Below are 15,671 nucleotides of genomic sequence, written 5' to 3'. Positions count from 1 at the left end.
TATGCACGTATTTACTTCAGCATTCTGGGAGCGGGGCCACGAGTGACATCCAATCCTGACACACGAGGTAGAGTGATCGTCTTGCCTGTTTGTGCGGCTTCGTAAATCAAGGTTATCAGTTTTTGGTCTTGCAAACCTTCTTCACCAGGGGTATGGGGTTGCTTATTCTGAATCACACAATCCGCCATGTGATCAATTTCTAAGGCGAACTGGTTCTTCTGGCTCATCCGCACTTCGCTGACGTTTTCTGCCATACTGTTGGTCGGCGATTTACGCGAAATCATCATCCGCAAACCGTTGTAAGCGAACGCCGGATCGAGTTGTCCCCAAGCATCAGAGCCAAAGACGCGAAACCGACGCGCTTCGTGAAAGCCGTAACTGGTGGAGCAAATCGCTAGTATCCCACTGGGAAACCGCAGCTGGAAGGTGACACTTTCTTCTACTTCTTTGAAGCGCGGATCACCAGGAGTGCTGAAAGTTTGGGCGCTAATTGCGATCGGTTCCTCTCCTGTCAAATAGCGAGTTGCATTCAAGCAATAAACTCCCACATCCGGTAAAGAGCCACCTCCAGCTAAAGCACGTTTTAATCGCCACTGGTTTAAGTCACCGCCTTGATTTTGACCGTTGTCTGCCTGAATTACCTTGATGGCTCCCAATTCTTTGCTGCGGATCATCTGAATCATGGCGCGATGGTGTGGCTCATATTGGCAGCGATAAGCAATCATCAACTTGCGATTCGCGTTCTTGCACGCGTCGATCATCTGCTGACAATCTTCCACTGTGGTTGCCATCGGCTTCTCACACAAAATATGTTTACCTGCTTTAGCACCACGCACCGTATATTCCCGGTGCATACTGTTAGGCAGTACGATATAAATCACATCAACGTCTGGATTGTTGCGGAGATTGTCGTAATTCTGATAGTTGTAAACGTTCTGCGGTTTGATGCCATACTGCTGTGCAACTTGATTAGCTTTGGCAGCATCGCCACTAACTAATGCAGTTGGCTTTGCTAGTTTAGATTCTGCAAACGCAGGCATGATTTCTTCTAGTGAAAGTCTGCCAAGTCCAACGATCGCAAACCCCAAGCGTCGCTCTGGGGGTAATGCAGTTGGCGGCCCTCCTGTCTCAACTTCGGTTGATGCCGAGATCGGCGGAAACTCAATCTGAGGCGGCAAGGGCCCACCGCGTGGCGTTGCTTGCTGAGTTGGCTCTTGGGCAGCAACCTCTTCGCCTATACTACCAATTGCGGTGGCTGAAATGGCTCCTAACCCAGCAGTAGTCAGAATATGACGACGAGAAAATCTTCTTTTAAACAATTCAGACATCCTGGTTCTTTAATGATGAAATTTTGGACTTAGTACTGCTTTGCGTAAATATGGTGGCGAATTGAGGGTTGAAATTTAAACGCATAGGGGCGGCGCGATCCGCAGGGTAGGGGCGCAGAGGCACGCAGAAAATTTGCTACTAATTAAATTTGGTAATACCCTGCAATGCCAATACATCGGCTGACAATGCCAATGCGTTTCCCTGCAATTAAAAACGCTACGCTTTTACGCAAAACTATATTTAGGCAACTCGAAGAAATAAATTATCCAATTCCTTCATACAAGGCAAATATTAAATTTTTCTCGCCAACTTCCCCAGATGCACGGCAGTACAACTTTGAGGATTTCCTCAAACTTGTACTGCCGACGCTCAATTATTCGCTAACGTTAATATCGTATTGCCTCCTCAACTTCAAGAGCGGATGGGAATATTTTTTTATCGTTGACGCAAAGCGGTGAAGCACTAGAAGGATGCAAAGAAAAGGAAGAAATACTTGACTTATATTGCTTTACGGGGTGCTAATTGGAGTTGGCGTGGTAGTTGGAGTTGGAGTTGCGGTGCTAGTTGGAGTTGGCGTGCTAGTTGAACTTCCACGATTAACAATTTCACGAACCTGTTGCAGGTGTTCTTGGAGGGTTGGTAGCGTTTGAGCCGCAAATGCTTTCAGATCTGGATCTTGTCCTTGTTGAGCTTCAGTCTCAAATAAGGAGACAGTTTTTTGATGATCTTGAACCATCTGATTCAGATATTGGCGATCAAAGTTACGACCAGAAAGTTTGGATAAGCGTTGCTTGACTTGCTGATTTTTGCTGCCGATACTAGTTGGCAACGTGACACCTTTTTGAGTGGCTAACTGTTTGAGTTGATTATTCACCGGGGTATGATCTTGAACCATATGCAGTGCAAACTGTTTTACCACCTTGCTAACTCCGCGTTTTGATGCCAGTTGTCCGAGTTGGACTTCTGCTAAACCACCTTGAGCGGCTTCAGTTATGAACTGTCTGTCTGAAGAACTGAGCCTATTTTGCCCTGATGCAGTTGGTGAAACAGTTGGTGACGCAGTTGGTGAGGGATTCTCAGTCCTTTGCACAGGCAGAGCAGCTGGAGTTTCAGATGTATTCTGGTCACGCGGAGTAGTTGGTGTGCAACCAGTCGCCAAAGATAAAGCGATCGCCACTATACCAGTAGAAAATATTTTGAAGTTGGACATAATCAATGTTTTCCTTGGATAAAGCTATTTTTTGCAACGTAGAATCAAAAACAAGTGCGATCGCACGGTTGAGTACAACCCCTAATGCTAAAGATGACGAGTTGAAATTAGGAATTACAAACAAAATTCCCGCAGCTCCGCTCGTTGTAGACATCGCTGTTTGCGTAATAAAAACGGTTAAGAATAGTATTAATGTTTACCCTAACCAAGCTGGATTCATTGCTGTACTATCATTTTGGGTTGTGGTCTTATATCGTTCGTACTGCCCTTTAGCCGCGGCCTCACGAGTACGCGCTAACAGTGCTGCAACTTGTGCCTGATCCATTGGTTTAAAGGTGCGGACTGCTTCAAACGCCTGGTCTAAAATTCTCATGCTGTCGATGCCCGTAATTACAACTGAGGTTGGCAAATTCATCGCGTAGTGTAGGCATTCGATCGCACTGACTGTGTTGCTTCTAAGAATGTAAGACTCCCCGATGGTTTTCATTGCTAGCACACCAATGTTGTTTTTCACTAGCACAGGTAAAACCTGATGTTCAAAACTTCTAAAATGGGCATCCATTACATTTAAGGGCATCTGCACAGTGTCGAAGCGGAAACCATTTTGTGTGGCACTTTCCAGCATCTGAAGGTGAATCTGAGGATTCTTGTGTCCTGTAAAACCGATATAGCGAATTTTGCCCGCTTTCTGCGCCTCGACAACTGCCTCCATTGAGCCGCCAGGAGCAAAGACTCGATCGGGATCTTCAAAGCGCAGTATTTCATGATGCTGCAATAAATCAATGTGATCAACTTGCAAATCTTTGAGCGATTCATCAATCTGCATCTTGGCAGCGCCTTTGGTGCGACCGTCGATTTTCGTCATGAGGAAGACCTTTTGACGATAACCATCTTTAAGAGCATTTCCCATCCAACGGTGACTACGGCCGTCGTGATAATCCCAAGAGTTATCCATAAAATTGATGCCGCGATCAATGGCACTACGGATCAGTTTGATACTTTCTTGCTCCTCTTGAATTTTTCCAATGTGATACCCTCCTAAACCAATCACAGATACTTGTTCTTTGGTGCGTCCGAGATTCCGATACAACATTTCGCCGCGTCGAGTTAAAGTGGGTGAACTTTGGGCTAACAGTTGAGTATTTTCATCAACTGGTTCTGTTTGGGCTAAAAGCGGCTGCAAAAATCCTTCCGAAACTACAATTCCTGCCGCTACTAATCCCGAAGCAGAAGCAGTTTTTAATAAGCTGCGTCTACTGATTTCCATAATTGTCTCCTACAAGCAACAACAGGAATGAGCCGTATAGTAGCACGGTAATCTTGCACAGGGACTCTAACTAAGGAGTGTTATTAAAACATACACCGTAAGAAGCATTCACAATACAAGCCGATGTATTTATGATGCAAGTTGATGTATTCACAATGGAAGTTGACGCATTCACAATGCAAGTCAATGCATTCACAATGCAAGTCGATGCATTCACAATGCAAGTCAATGCATTCACAATGCAAGTCAATGCATTCACAATGCAACTCAATGCATTCCCAATGCAAGTCGATGCATTCCCAATGCAAGTCGATGCATTCACAATGCAAGTCAATGCATTCACAATGCAAGTCGATGTATTGTAAAAACTTACCTTTTGTTTAAGCTTGCTTGATTTAAAACTTTATCAATAAAGGTAGGAGTTAAAGGGTAGGAGAAAAACTGCCTCTAAAGCAATACAGTTCAGTTAAGCAATTTTTTCCTTCTCCTTCTTCTCTCAGTGCCGCGCCAGTTGCTACAAGTCTCTTAACCCGCCCAATGCACTGGCTTCTCTGCGCCTCTGCGGTTCGTTTAAAATCTCTGGCTGGAAATGCAGATCCTGGTGGCTCTGCCGCAAATTACGGAGGCGCAGCCTCAATGAGGGGCATTCCCAGTCGGAGACTCTTAAGGAGATAATCTGCTAAAAGCTGGTTCTAGGCTGGTTTTCACCTTAAGTTGCCACCAATGCCTAACACCCCACCCCCAACTCCTAAGAACAAGCGAGGAGGGGAGACAAAGCAAAGCAACGCCAGCCCTTGCGATCGCCTTTACTTGCCCTTCGTATTTCTGTACCAAGTTGTCTTACAGCAACAATTAGAGCGAATCGATGCCGCTTCATACTCGCGCTTCAGCAACACTATAACTGTTATTAGATTGATCGGGGAATTGCTTATCTCTGTCAATTGCGGGAGATGTATAGACATTCCATGCCCGTTCATGTACTTGACACCACTTTGCGCGGCAGTAAAAAGCCAAGGACAATTGCTACCAAGAACAATGCTGGAACATCACCAAACAGGTGTCCATGTTCAACAGGATCAATTACTGCATATACCGCCATGATTAGCCCGTGGACTACACTTGACCAGACGGTGAACCAGATTAAACTAAGGTGAGCTTCTGGTTGCCTTGAAGCCAATAGCAAAAAGACACCAAGCGTCCCATAAACACCAATGATCATCTGTTCGTATTCGTGCTGACCTGGTTGCCATAACCAGCCTGATGCCCAGACCTGAGTTAGCGGATAGATAAGTAGAAAAGCTATTCCAATAAGAACCAGAGCGATTTGTAAGTACCGATCGCGCCCATCCATTGCTTTAACCTCCGCTATTTTCTAGTACGGTCTCTACTAACAAAACTGTATAATTTTTTGATTGTATTCCCACTAGTGACACTTCAGCTTTAGAGTGTTATAAATTTTAATGCTTATCATGGTTTAAAACTGATTCAACTATGAATGCAAGCCGATGGATTCACAATGCAAGCCGATGCATTCACAATGCAAGTCGATGCACTCACAATGTAAGTCGATGCACTCACAATGCAAGTCGATGCACTCACAATGCTTACCTTTTGTTTAAGCTTGCCCAATTTAAAACTTTATCTTACTGATAGCTTTTTGGTTGTAATGGTGTCCTTTCCGCAAAAAGCTAGTTGCGATCACCAGTTAATCAACTTGATTGAGTTTGAAAATTGGCGATCGCTAATCGTGTGATTAAGCTTTCATCGTTTCGACGTTGCAATTTATGAGAGATGCGATCGCGCAATTCCTTAAAGCTCAACAGCAGGAATTAATCTCTTATCTCATATCTTGCATTTGCTGATTGCTTGGACGCTCCAACTCTAAATCTTCCCAAGAAACTGGATCTTCTACAGGTTCCAGGTGAGTTGTAACGTGGGTTAAAGGCAGCACCCGAAGAATAGCAAGTTCAATTGCCTCGCACAAATCATGCCCTTGTTGCACTGTCCAAGATCCAGGCACAAGAACATGAAAGGAAACAAAGCGCCGGGTTCCAGCAGTACGGGTTCGCAAGGCATGGAACTGGATGTCCTGATGTTTGTACTCGTTAAGGATACTCTCGATTGCCTCAATTTCTTTTTTAGGCAAAGCTGCATCCAGTAATGCGCTACTGGTTTCCCGCAGCAGACGAAATCCTGTCCAAGTAATATTTGTTGCTACTATCAGTGCGACAATTGGATCAAGCACGAGAGCGCCTGTTAGCTTGACGAGGAAGATTCCAACTACCACACCACCCGAAGTCACCACATCGGTAAACAGGTGGTGAGCATCAGCCCTGAGTGTAATGGAACGCAACCGTCGCCCTGCCCGTAGCAAGATAAAGGCAACAATGCCGTTGATTGCGGTTGCAAATAGGGAGAGTACCAACCCCAATCCAAGCTGTGTTAATGGTTCTGGATGCAACAACCGTCCCCAAGCTTCAACAGCAATGCTGATGGCGGCTATTACAATCAACGCACCTTCTGCACCACTGGAGAAGTATTCGGCTTTAGAATGCCCAAAAGCGTGTTCGGCATCGGCTGGTTTATCAGCATAGGTCAATGCCCATAGAGCGACCAATGCAGCTAGGAGATTTACAATTGACTCAATAGCATCTGAAAGCAAACCTACTGACCCGGTTAGCAGGTAAGCGCCAAACTTGAGAGCAATAGTGACGATTGCCGCTGCAATCGACAAGAAAGCGTAGGAGCGGGCTGATCGACTACTCATCTCGGTCACGGACGTAACTACAGTGATTCCGAGCTAAGAGTACCAAATTCTACTTTAATCGTCATCAACCCTGAGACTTCTACTGATTGGTAAAATAAACTACAGGATATCATTGCCCCGTATTGACACAAATAACCTTTTACTGAATAGTAGAACCAGCATTAGGGTGAGAACAAAACGATTTGAGGCGACAGATGATAGTATCCAGATCTGACAATTTATTATCTGTTATTATCTGCTCGGACAAGAAAGTTAGAGGACTATCATGAAGATTACAGGAAACACAATTCTGATTACTGGCGGCGGATCGGGTATTGGTCGCGGAATCGCTGAGGCCTTCCACAAGAAAGGAAACCAGGTTATCATTGCCGGTCGGCGACAACAAGTTTTGGATGAGGTGACGGCTGCCAATCCCGGTATAAAATCCATTCTGCTTGATATAAATGACCGAGACGGCATACATTCGTTTGGTAAGCAAGTGGCTCAAGACTACCCAGGGCTAAATGTTGTGATCAACAATGCCGGGATCATGAAAGCGGAAGATATCAAATCACTGCCTGATTACCTGGATGATGCCGAGGAGATTGTGACAACCAACGTGCTTGGTCCCATTCGCCTCACGGCGGTCTTGCTGCCACTGCTGCAAAGTCAGCCGCACGCGGCCGTCCTGACAGTTTCGTCCGGGCTAGCCTTCGTACCGCTTGCAAACGCGCCAACTTATTGCGCGACCAAGGCCGCGATCCATTCCTACTCGGTATCGCTGCGCCAGCAACTCAAAGGCACGACAACGGAGGTGATCGAGATCATTCCGCCCTATGTTCAGACCCATCTTACGGGCGAGCAGCAAGCGAATGATCCCCATGCCATGCCTCTCGCCGAGTTCATCACCGAGGTGATGAACATACTTTCCAACCAGCCAACAATAGAAGAGGTTGTGGTGGAGCGCTGTAAGCCTCTACGCTTCGCCGCCGAGAATGGGAACATTAGCACAATCTTCCAAGAACTTAACGCTAGTTTTTAAAAACGGGCGATCCCAAATCTATCTACAGTAGCTTGTCTAATGTAATTGGCAAATCACGAACGCGCTTACCTGTGGCATGATAAACAGCGTTAGCGATCGCCGCCGCACTTCCAGTAATCCCAATTTCACCGATTCCTTTGACACCAAGCGGGTTGATATGTGGATCGTGTTCATCAACGAACAGCACCTCAATATCAGGAACGTCTGCATTCACTGGTACGTGATACTCACCTAAATCATGGTTGACAACGCGCCCCCAATGAGGGTCTGTTACTGTGTGTTCCATTAACGCCATGCCAATACCATAGATAATCCCACCGATCAGTTGACTGTTGGCTGTTTTCGCATTGAGTATGCGTCCCACGCCAAAAGTTCCCACCCAACGCGTTACTCGCACTTCACCCAAGTCAGGTTCAACGCGGACTTCCGCAAACTGCGCTCCAAATGCGTGCATTGAGAACTTCTTTTGTTCCTCTCCAGGCTTGGCATCTGCACGCGCTTCGATCATTTTCATTCCATGCCGTGCCAATATTGCCTCATAAGTTTCCGCTGCTGACGATTTATTTTTTAAGAAAAAGCTGCCATTTTGGGCAATCACATCCTCAGCGTTTGAACTATAAAGCGGCGATTTTTGATCGGCAAGTGCTAATTGCAAAAGCTGACTGCGAGCTTGATTTCCCGCTAAATGCACCGCCGAACTGACACTGGCTGCGGTTTGCGAACCACCGGAAACGGGGGTTTCTGGCATCTTCGTATCGCCTAGTTCAAACCGGACTTTGTTAAGTGGGAGACCGAGTGCTTCAGCTGCGACTTGAGTCATCACAGTATAAGTTCCCGTACCAATATCTTGCGAACCGCTCCGCACCACGGCTGTACCGTCTGCCATAATTTGAGCGATCGCAGCTGCTGGGGAACGGTTGGTAGGATAAGTAGCTGTCGCCATACCCCAACCGATCAAATAGTTACCGTCTCGCATTGAACGGGGCTGAGGATTGCGCTTCTGCCAGCCAAACTTTTCTGCCCCTAATTTGTAGCATTGGATAAGTGACTTGCTCGACCAGGGCAGTCCTTTGCTGGGATCGACATCAGCATGGTTACGCAGACGCAGTTCCACCGGATCGATATTGAGCGCATAAGCCAGTTCGTCCATTGCCGATTCTAAGGCAAACGACCCAGAAGCTTCGCCTGGTGCCCGCATAAAGGTTGGTGTTCCTTGATCGAGTTGAACCAGACGGTGGCTAGTTTCGATATTCGGGCAAGCGTAGAGCATCCGGGCGCTTTTACCAACAGGTTCGATAAATTCATCGAATGTTGAAGTTTGGGAAGTCCCAGCGTGTCGGAGAGCGGTCAATTTGCCTTCGCGGGTTGCACCGAGAGAAACCTGTTGAATTGTCTCTGGTCGGAAGCCGACAGGCCCATACATTTGTATCCGTCCCAGAACTAATTTGACTGGGCGATTAACTTGCCGGGCTGCGATCGCCGCTAGAGGCACATGCGACCAAACCGAACCTTTGCAACCGAAGCCACCGCCCACAAAGTAAGACATAATGCGGACTTTCTTTGGCTCAATTCCTAATACCGCCGCAACTTTTTGTTGAGCCGAAAAGATTCCCTGAGTTGCGTCATACAGCAGCAGTTCATCGCCTTGCCAAACTGCTGTTGTGGCATGAGGCTCCATTGGATTGTGATTTTCGATCGGTGTGGTATAGGTTTGCTCGATACGGACAGCCGCAGTCGCTAGTCCCTGGTTGACATTGCCGTGCGCTAAATCGGGCGGCTCCTCTTTAGGAATTTTACCTTTAGGCAAGTATGCCTTAGCAAGGTTGTTCCGCATGTTGATGGTCGGTTTCTCTTCGTCATAGCGAACTTGCACCAGAGAAGCAGCGTACATAGCTCGTTCAAATGTATCGGCAACTACAACACCAATGTGCTGACCGCTATATAGGATAGTGTTATCTTGCAGCACTTGCAACTTATGACCGTTGCCCTTTTCGCCAGATGCCTTGGGTGCGTTGAGGTGGGTAATTACTGCTAATACACCTGGTACTTGTTCCGCCGCCTTTGTATCGATTTGGGCGATTTTACCTTTGGCGATCGTGCTTTGAATTGTGACTCCATAAGTCATTTTTGCGATCGGAAACTCTGCCGAATAACGTGCGCCACCCGTTACCTTGAGATGTCCATCGACTCTGTTTAGCGGTTTGCCGACAACTGTATTTGTATCGCCTGTGTTCATGCCATCCCTCCCACTGTTGCCAGCGCCTTCACAATTGTGCGTTTAGTCAGTTCGACCTTAAACCCGTTGTATTTTTGAGGTTTAGCTCCGGCGATCGCAACTGACGCTGCTGCTTGAAATGTTGCCTGGTTTGCGGGCTTGTTCAAAAGTGCTTTTTCAGCTTCGTAAGCACGCCAGGGCTTTGTTCCTACCCCACCGAGGGCAATGCGTGCCGAACGAATAATCCCATTTTGAATATCTAATGCTGCCGCAACCGATGCCATTGCAAAAGCATAAGAGGCGCGATCGCGGACTTTTAAATAGTGCGATCGCTTGGCAAAGGTTGAAGCAGGTAAATCAACCCCAATTATTAACTCTCCGTGTTGTAAAACTGTCTCCCGTTCTGGTGTATCGCCAGGTACGAGATGAAAATCGACGAGGGGAATACTGCGCTCTCCATTCGGCCCGCGTGTTTGCACAACTGCATCGAGTGCGATCATTGCCACAGCCATATCAGAGGGATGGGTAGCAATACAGCGATCGCTTGCGCCCAGAATCGCGTGAATGCGGTTGTAGCCCTCGATTGCCGGACAACCTGAACCGGGAACGCGCTTATTGCAGGGGAAAGCTGTGTCGCGGAAGTAGTAACAACGGGTACGTTGCAGCAAATTTCCGCCTACTGTTGCCATGTTTCGCAGTTGCGGTGATGCCCCAGATAGCAACGCCTCCGATAGCACAGGGTAACGCTCCCGAATTATCGCATCATAGGCAACATCGCTATTACGTGCCATTGCCCCAATCCGTACACCGTTACCTTGGATTTCTATCTTGGTTAGCGGTAGTGGGTTAATGTCAACCAACTCTGTTGGGGTCTGTACATTCAGCTTCATCAAATCAATTAAGCTTGTACCCCCTGCCAAGTAAGCAGCTTGCACCTCTGGGGCAACCAACGCCACGGCATTCTCTGCTTGTCCTGTTTTCTTATAGCTAAACGGCTGCATCTTTTTTCCCCTCTAAGACATCGCGGACAGCAGCCACGATATTTGGATAAGCGCCACAACGGCAGATATTGCCGCTCATCAGTTCACGAATGTCGGCATCCGACTTAGCGTGTCCCTCGTTCACCAAACCCACCGCCGAACAAATCTGTCCCGGTGTGCAATAGCCGCACTGAAACGCATCGTGGGCAACAAATGCGGCTTGCATTGGGTGCAGATTATTTCCTTGCTCCAGCCCTTCAATAGTTGCGATCGCTGCCTCAGTGTGCATAACTGCAAATGTCAGGCATGAATTAATCCTCTGCCCATCAACCAGCACCGTGCAAGCACCACACTGACCGTGATCACAACCTTTTTTAGTACCAATTAGCCCGATATATTCCCGAAGTGCATCAAGTAAAGTAACACCCGGTTCAATCTGCAAACTATGTGCTGTTCCGTTCACTTGCAGCGTCACCTTCATAGTCTCAGATGTGGAAGTTGCCAGCATTGGAGTAGTTTTTTTGACTTGAGTTTGTGCTACACCTTTCCCTACATAATTAGCGATCGTAGCCGCTACTGTGCTGACGACCATCAATTGACCCAACCTGCGGCGTCTTAGGACAAACTTCATCTGTTTACTCCATTCTGTTTTTGTTGGTAATAATATTGCGTAATTCTCTTGACATCTATTCTTTATAAAAAACCGCTTTTTCTTATAAGCATTTTTTTCAAAACGACATTGTTAATAGAATACAATTTCATCTTGTTATAATGTCTCTATCAGAAGATTTATACCATAAGTATCATCTATAGCAATCCTAAATCATTCGTGAAAAGTTAGAACCCCGACTTCTTTAAGAAGTCGGGGTTCTAGACAGGATTTTTACAAATCAGATAGGATTGCTATATACAGCAGATTTCAAGTTGGTGAAGTACACAACGATTATCTCTTAGTGGTCTTTTTATTCGACTAACTATAGTAATAGTATTTGATTTTTGAAATTATCTACGTAGGCGGGGAGTGGGGAGTAGGGAGTAGGGAATTAGGAATTAGGCTTTTCGAGTTGTAGCGAGCTTTTTCAGAAATCAAATATTAATCCTATATGATAAGTTACCGATGAATCTGAGTAAATAAGGAATAACCACTGACAACAAAAATAAAAAGGATAGCGGCAGGAAAAATTACTACATCTCTGACAATAAATAAAATCCAATCTTTTCTTAGTTCTTGTTTAAACTTTAATTCTCGTAGTTTTCGCTCAACTTCTACGTCTTCTTGTGACTGCAAGTTTCCAGTTGACAGAATTAGTGGATTGTCGCCTTTGCTGGCAATTATTTTTGATAAATCTGTTATATCTGTCATGCTGTTTAGATGCCAATAATTTCAGTTTCAAGATTTTGATTATCATCTGCAAGCCAGATATGCTTGCCTTTTTGTTTGGCTTCTACAGCTACTTCCATCAATGCAAGTGCCTTTAACAGCACCTCAGCATTATCTCCATTAATATGTTGCGCCAGATTATTTAGTGTTTCATAAAGTTCTGGTGATAAATCTAAATTTATTTGAATACGTTGATTTTTCTCTTGTGTAGTCATTTATATTTTGTCTAATACTTTTTAAGGTAAAATCCAATTTTACAACTATGGAAAACCAGCAAAGAACTAGCGAAATAGCAACCAGGTTACACACCTGAGTAGGGTGCTAAGGCTAAAGTTTTCGTCAGATCAGCAAGGAAAACGCGATCGCAGAGGTTTAACAGTTCTACCTCGGTCTGCGTCTGTCGCATCAGCCGCAGGAAATCACCTTCAGCGTCAACACTCAGGGCAATGTAGTTGAGGAACATTTTGAGATAGCCTACACGCGATCGCACCGGCATAGTTGCCGCTGTGGGGGTTTGCCATAAACGATCAATATAGTTGCGTACCTCTACTAAAGGAACGGGCGTGATCGGCTCGAAGCGCAAAGCCTGGCGAATTTGATTAAAAAGCCAAGGATTTCCGATCGCCCAGCGTCCCACCATCACACCCGCCGCGCCCGTTTGAGAAAGCACTTTAAGGGCAGTTGTTGCAGAATGGATATTTCCATTGGCAAGCACTGGACAATCAACCCGTTTCACCGCTTTTGCGATCAAATCATATTTCACAGCCCCGTGGTACATATCTTTCACCGTGCGACCATGCAAACTCAGCAAATCAATGCTGTGGCGATTGATTATATCTAAAATTTCGTAAAAGGTATCTGTATTTTCAAAGCCTACGCGCATCTTGACGGTCAAAGGGCGATCGTTCACAGCAGAACGCAGTTCTCCCAAAATCCGATCCACTTTTTCTAGTGAGAGCAGCAATCCACCCCCAACATTTTTGCGATAGATTCTAGGTGCTGGACAGCCCATGTTCAAGTCAACTCCAGCGATATTATAGTTGCAGAGTTCCTTTGCTGTTCTTACTAAGTCTGGAATGCTTTCGCCAATCATTTGAGCAAAAACGGGGCGACCCGTGTCGTTTTCGGTGATTGCTGCCAGAATGTTACGATTGAGCCGTGAGGTATCATTCACGCGGAAATACTCGGTGAAGAAGTAGTCAGGGCTGCCGTAGTGGGCAATGACTTTCATAAACCAGAGGTTTGTCACATCCTGCATGGGCGCAAGAGCCATGAGAGGTAGGTTTGGATGGAGCGATTGGGGGAGCGATATCCGGGACATAGAGATTTCCGCGATCGACAAAGCATCACTCTATCAAAAAAAGTCATATTTAATGCTTTTTTGCAATCAGGTTAAGCGTTGTTAGAGACTTGCAAAAAATAAATTATCCCTATAGTTATTTCTATTTTAACGTGAGTTCAACAAGTTTTATTTGACCTCTCAAGAGCAGCCCCTCTCCGATGCGGAGAGGGGAGCAAAAAGCTGAATTTTTCATTGCTCCTCCCTTTCCGTTTCGGAGAGGGAGGCTGTCCGGGAGAGGTTCATCGAACTCACGTTATTTTACATAATATTTTTTAAGGTGAAATCCAGTTCTCCAACTGTAAATTAGAAATGCGGCTGTAGTGACGAGTATTGTTTGTTACTAAAATGTAATTTTCTGCAACTGCAACACTAGCAATTAGTAAATCAAATTCAGCAATTGTTTGTCCTCTTCTACGGAGTTCTGCCTTTAATTCACCATACTTTCTGAGAGCAGGATCAGTTAAGCCCTGTAATTATATCTGGGCTTTTCTAAACTTCAATCTATTATTTATAGCCTTACAAGTTCAGTGTTTGTTTACCTAAATAATGCTGATTTATATTTTCCTCTGCTTAAAGTGACAAAAGATGGTTAACATGAGTTTGACAGGCTTTTCCGCGATGAATCTTTTAGCGGGACTATCAACTAACTACTGGATACTGATGCTGGCACGTATCGGTTTAGCACTAATGGCAGGACTCTTTATGCTAGCAGCCGTTACATTTGCTAGTGTCCTCGTCGGATTAGCCTGGCAGGGTCGTGCAGTTGCCCTGGTGACAGGCGGCGTAACCACAGCGATCGCCGCGCCTTTAGGGACATGGATTGGCACTCAGGCTGGTTGGCGAGTTCTCTTATCCCTAAAGAATGCGTCATCAAGTCAGTTAACACTGATTCAGATTATGAACCAGACGTAATCGTTCTTGATAGACAAGCTGTTAGGAATGAACCACGCTGGAAAAAAGAATCTATCATTACGCAGGGTAATTCCGTCAAGTTGGTTGTAGAAGTTTTTTCAACCAACTGGAGTGATAATTATGCCTTAAAACTAGAAGATTACGAGTCTTTAGGCATTTCTGAATATTGGATTGTAGACTATCTAGGTTTAGGTGGTAGGCGCTTTATTGGCAATCCTAAACAACCAACTATCTAGATTTACCAACTAATCGAAGGTGAGTATCAAGTTAAGCAATTTAGGGAAAATGACCGCATTCAGTCGCTAGCTTTCCCAAAGTTGAATTTGACTGCTGAACAGATTTTTCGGACTGGAGAATTTTCTTAACTTACCATACACCGGCAATCTTCTGCGTAGGCGTAGCCCGCCGCAGGCATCGCTACTTATTCCCCACTAACTTTCTGGCATAGATTATACTGGCAAAAAATCACCAAAATATTTCAATCCAGTTCCGATTAAAGTCTTTCATCCACTAAGAAAAAATTTATGCGAAATTGGCCATCTTGGATTCCTACTCCCCGGTTTTGGGTAAATGCGATCGCGCTCATTTTGTTAATGATTGGTTTCCAGTATGCGATCGTCTATTTTTGGAATATTATTTCCACCCTGATTAACTTCCTACCCCAGCCTATTTCTGTCAAGTTCTTGTACTTATTAAGTTTACTAATCCAACTTTTGCCCATCGTGGTAGTCGCATTGGTTCACCATTGGCTGCATCGATTTTTAGATAGCTTCTTTCCTGAGAGCCAACTAGCACAAACAGAGCCAACAACAGGAGTTTTTCCTAGTTTAATCAGTTGGTGGGAAGGATTGTATGGCTGGTTGGTGAATATTCTCTCGCTAATCATCGCATTTGGTATTATAATGCTTTTCTTGCCATCTCCTGATTTATTCAATTTGTTCAGTTTATTTAAGATTCAAGCGCAGCCTCTGCTGATAGTCCAAACCATAATTCGAGTCATTATTGCTGCCTATCTTTATCAATTTGAGTATTTAGTGCATCAGCGTTTGATAGCAGCAGGTAGATAGTATAGCAATCCTATTTGATTAGTGAAAATCGTCAGCCTCAGATCCCCGACTTCTTTAAGAAGTCGGGGATCTTGTTGTTTGCGAATGATTTAGGATTGCTATAGACTTTTACGGAACGCTAAACGTAGTTCGCTTAAGAGCAGGGGTACGCCTCCGTTTATATGCCCGTAAACTCCCCGA

The 15,671-nt window shown here is 45.3% G+C and carries 17 protein-coding genes and 2 pseudogenes; 6 read left to right on the top strand and 13 right to left on the bottom strand.

Features of this window, described 5'->3' with window-relative positions; genetic code table 11:
- Window positions 1-11: 11 nt before the first annotated feature.
- From PUQ00_RS00520 to PUQ00_RS00505, 4 genes are all read right to left on the bottom strand, one after another.
- The gene (locus tag PUQ00_RS00520) at window positions 12-1,328 is read right to left on the bottom strand and encodes a Gfo/Idh/MocA family oxidoreductase (RefSeq protein WP_300412047.1); all 1,317 of its coding nucleotides are present in this window, start codon (window positions 1,326-1,328) and stop codon (window positions 12-14) included.
- Window positions 1,329-1,837: 509 nt separating this feature from the next.
- Window positions 1,838-2,539: a DUF4142 domain-containing protein gene (locus PUQ00_RS00515; protein WP_300412043.1), complete on the bottom strand. Its 702-nt coding sequence runs from the start codon at window positions 2,537-2,539 to the stop codon at window positions 1,838-1,840.
- Window positions 2,454-2,693 (bottom strand): hypothetical protein, encoded by a 240-nt coding sequence (locus PUQ00_RS00510; RefSeq protein WP_300412041.1) that lies wholly within the window; start codon window positions 2,691-2,693, stop codon window positions 2,454-2,456. The genes PUQ00_RS00515 and PUQ00_RS00510 overlap by 86 nt, the downstream gene beginning before the upstream one ends.
- Before the next feature lie 42 nt (window positions 2,694-2,735).
- Window positions 2,736-3,806, bottom strand: coding sequence for an aldo/keto reductase (locus tag PUQ00_RS00505; protein ID WP_300412038.1), 1,071 nt, complete (start codon window positions 3,804-3,806; stop codon window positions 2,736-2,738).
- Between the two features lie 131 nt (window positions 3,807-3,937).
- Between PUQ00_RS00505 and PUQ00_RS00500 the strand changes: the two genes are divergently transcribed.
- Window positions 3,938-4,171 (top strand): hypothetical protein, encoded by a 234-nt coding sequence (locus PUQ00_RS00500; RefSeq protein WP_300412036.1) that lies wholly within the window; start codon window positions 3,938-3,940, stop codon window positions 4,169-4,171.
- Between the two features lie 608 nt (window positions 4,172-4,779).
- Here the strand turns inward: PUQ00_RS00500 and PUQ00_RS00495 are convergent.
- Window positions 4,780-5,157, bottom strand: a complete 378-nt coding sequence (locus PUQ00_RS00495; RefSeq protein WP_300412034.1) for a DUF6632 domain-containing protein — start codon at window positions 5,155-5,157, stop codon at window positions 4,780-4,782.
- A gap of 228 nt (window positions 5,158-5,385) precedes the next feature.
- On the opposite strand from PUQ00_RS00495, the gene PUQ00_RS00490 reads away from it, so the two are divergent.
- Window positions 5,386-5,559, top strand: coding sequence for a hypothetical protein (locus PUQ00_RS00490; protein ID WP_300412031.1), 174 nt, complete (start codon window positions 5,386-5,388; stop codon window positions 5,557-5,559).
- Between the two features lie 84 nt (window positions 5,560-5,643).
- Here PUQ00_RS00490 and PUQ00_RS00485 read toward each other — a convergent pair whose 3' ends face one another.
- Window positions 5,644-6,573 (bottom strand): cation diffusion facilitator family transporter, encoded by a 930-nt coding sequence (locus tag PUQ00_RS00485; protein WP_300412029.1) that lies wholly within the window; start codon window positions 6,571-6,573, stop codon window positions 5,644-5,646.
- A gap of 265 nt (window positions 6,574-6,838) precedes the next feature.
- On the opposite strand from PUQ00_RS00485, the gene PUQ00_RS00480 reads away from it, so the two are divergent.
- On the top strand, window positions 6,839-7,594 hold the full coding sequence (locus PUQ00_RS00480) for an SDR family oxidoreductase (protein ID WP_300412026.1): 756 nt from the start codon (window positions 6,839-6,841) through the stop codon (window positions 7,592-7,594).
- 22 nt (window positions 7,595-7,616) lie between these two features.
- On the opposite strand, the gene PUQ00_RS00475 is transcribed toward PUQ00_RS00480, so the two are convergent.
- From PUQ00_RS00475 to PUQ00_RS32680, 7 genes and pseudogenes are all read right to left on the bottom strand, one after another.
- The gene (locus PUQ00_RS00475) at window positions 7,617-9,830 is read right to left on the bottom strand and encodes a xanthine dehydrogenase family protein molybdopterin-binding subunit (protein WP_300412025.1); all 2,214 of its coding nucleotides are present in this window, start codon (window positions 9,828-9,830) and stop codon (window positions 7,617-7,619) included.
- Window positions 9,827-10,810 (bottom strand): xanthine dehydrogenase family protein subunit M, encoded by a 984-nt coding sequence (locus PUQ00_RS00470; protein ID WP_300412022.1) that lies wholly within the window; start codon window positions 10,808-10,810, stop codon window positions 9,827-9,829. Before PUQ00_RS00470 ends, PUQ00_RS00475 begins: the two co-directional genes overlap by 4 nt.
- Complete coding sequence (locus tag PUQ00_RS00465; RefSeq protein WP_300412020.1) at window positions 10,797-11,420, bottom strand: 2Fe-2S iron-sulfur cluster-binding protein; 624 nt, start codon at window positions 11,418-11,420, stop codon at window positions 10,797-10,799. The genes PUQ00_RS00470 and PUQ00_RS00465 overlap by 14 nt, the downstream gene beginning before the upstream one ends.
- A gap of 480 nt (window positions 11,421-11,900) precedes the next feature.
- Complete coding sequence (locus tag PUQ00_RS00460; protein ID WP_300412018.1) at window positions 11,901-12,152, bottom strand: hypothetical protein; 252 nt, start codon at window positions 12,150-12,152, stop codon at window positions 11,901-11,903.
- A gap of 5 nt (window positions 12,153-12,157) precedes the next feature.
- The gene (locus PUQ00_RS00455; protein ID WP_300412016.1) at window positions 12,158-12,385 is read right to left on the bottom strand and encodes a DNA-binding protein; all 228 of its coding nucleotides are present in this window, start codon (window positions 12,383-12,385) and stop codon (window positions 12,158-12,160) included.
- An 86-nt stretch (window positions 12,386-12,471) separates the two neighbouring features.
- Window positions 12,472-13,491, bottom strand: a complete 1,020-nt coding sequence (locus PUQ00_RS00450) for a tRNA-dihydrouridine synthase family protein (protein ID WP_300412014.1) — start codon at window positions 13,489-13,491, stop codon at window positions 12,472-12,474.
- Between the two features lie 293 nt (window positions 13,492-13,784).
- Window positions 13,785-13,961: pseudogene (locus PUQ00_RS32680) on the bottom strand (PIN domain nuclease); the annotation flags it as partial.
- Window positions 13,962-14,106: 145 nt separating this feature from the next.
- On the opposite strand from PUQ00_RS32680, the gene PUQ00_RS00445 reads away from it, so the two are divergent.
- The 3 genes and pseudogenes from PUQ00_RS00445 (at window position 14,107) to PUQ00_RS00435 (ending at window position 15,491) form a co-directional block, all read left to right on the top strand.
- Window positions 14,107-14,424: a hypothetical protein gene (locus PUQ00_RS00445; protein WP_300412012.1), complete on the top strand. Its 318-nt coding sequence runs from the start codon at window positions 14,107-14,109 to the stop codon at window positions 14,422-14,424.
- Window positions 14,364-14,789: pseudogene (locus tag PUQ00_RS00440) on the top strand (Uma2 family endonuclease); the annotation flags it as partial. The gene PUQ00_RS00445 and the pseudogene PUQ00_RS00440, both read left to right, overlap by 61 nt.
- 159 nt (window positions 14,790-14,948) lie before the next feature.
- Window positions 14,949-15,491: a hypothetical protein gene (locus PUQ00_RS00435; RefSeq protein ID WP_300412009.1), complete on the top strand. Its 543-nt coding sequence runs from the start codon at window positions 14,949-14,951 to the stop codon at window positions 15,489-15,491.
- The last annotated feature ends 180 nt before the right edge of the window (window positions 15,492-15,671 follow it).

Origin of the sequence: Nostoc sp. S13, assembly GCF_029379315.1 — a bacterium.
Taxonomy (GTDB): domain Bacteria; phylum Cyanobacteriota; class Cyanobacteriia; order Cyanobacteriales; family Nostocaceae; genus Nostoc.
This window is presented reverse-complemented; position numbering and strand designations above follow the sequence as displayed.

Bases quoted from the DNA above. Each gene is read 5' to 3' on its own strand.
- PUQ00_RS00520 (WP_300412047.1), bottom strand. From the start codon at position 1,328: ATGTCTGAATTGTTTAAAAGAAGATTTTCTCGTCGTCATATTCTGACT.
- PUQ00_RS00515 (WP_300412043.1), bottom strand. From the start codon at position 2,539: ATGTCCAACTTCAAAATATTTTCTACTGGTATAGTGGCGATCGCTTTA.
- PUQ00_RS00510 (WP_300412041.1), bottom strand. From the start codon at position 2,693: ATGTCTACAACGAGCGGAGCTGCGGGAATTTTGTTTGTAATTCCTAAT.
- PUQ00_RS00505 (WP_300412038.1), bottom strand. From the start codon at position 3,806: ATGGAAATCAGTAGACGCAGCTTATTAAAAACTGCTTCTGCTTCGGGA.
- PUQ00_RS00500 (WP_300412036.1), top strand. From the start codon at position 3,938: ATGATGCAAGTTGATGTATTCACAATGGAAGTTGACGCATTCACAATG.
- PUQ00_RS00495 (WP_300412034.1), bottom strand. From the start codon at position 5,157: ATGGATGGGCGCGATCGGTACTTACAAATCGCTCTGGTTCTTATTGGA.
- PUQ00_RS00490 (WP_300412031.1), top strand. From the start codon at position 5,386: ATGCAAGTCGATGCACTCACAATGCTTACCTTTTGTTTAAGCTTGCCC.
- PUQ00_RS00485 (WP_300412029.1), bottom strand. From the start codon at position 6,573: ATGAGTAGTCGATCAGCCCGCTCCTACGCTTTCTTGTCGATTGCAGCG.
- PUQ00_RS00480 (WP_300412026.1), top strand. From the start codon at position 6,839: ATGAAGATTACAGGAAACACAATTCTGATTACTGGCGGCGGATCGGGT.
- PUQ00_RS00475 (WP_300412025.1), bottom strand. From the start codon at position 9,830: ATGAACACAGGCGATACAAATACAGTTGTCGGCAAACCGCTAAACAGA.
- PUQ00_RS00470 (WP_300412022.1), bottom strand. From the start codon at position 10,810: ATGCAGCCGTTTAGCTATAAGAAAACAGGACAAGCAGAGAATGCCGTG.
- PUQ00_RS00465 (WP_300412020.1), bottom strand. From the start codon at position 11,420: ATGAAGTTTGTCCTAAGACGCCGCAGGTTGGGTCAATTGATGGTCGTC.
- PUQ00_RS00460 (WP_300412018.1), bottom strand. From the start codon at position 12,152: ATGACAGATATAACAGATTTATCAAAAATAATTGCCAGCAAAGGCGAC.
- PUQ00_RS00455 (WP_300412016.1), bottom strand. From the start codon at position 12,385: ATGACTACACAAGAGAAAAATCAACGTATTCAAATAAATTTAGATTTA.
- PUQ00_RS00450 (WP_300412014.1), bottom strand. From the start codon at position 13,491: ATGTCCCGGATATCGCTCCCCCAATCGCTCCATCCAAACCTACCTCTC.
- PUQ00_RS00445 (WP_300412012.1), top strand. From the start codon at position 14,107: ATGAGTTTGACAGGCTTTTCCGCGATGAATCTTTTAGCGGGACTATCA.
- PUQ00_RS00435 (WP_300412009.1), top strand. From the start codon at position 14,949: ATGCGAAATTGGCCATCTTGGATTCCTACTCCCCGGTTTTGGGTAAAT.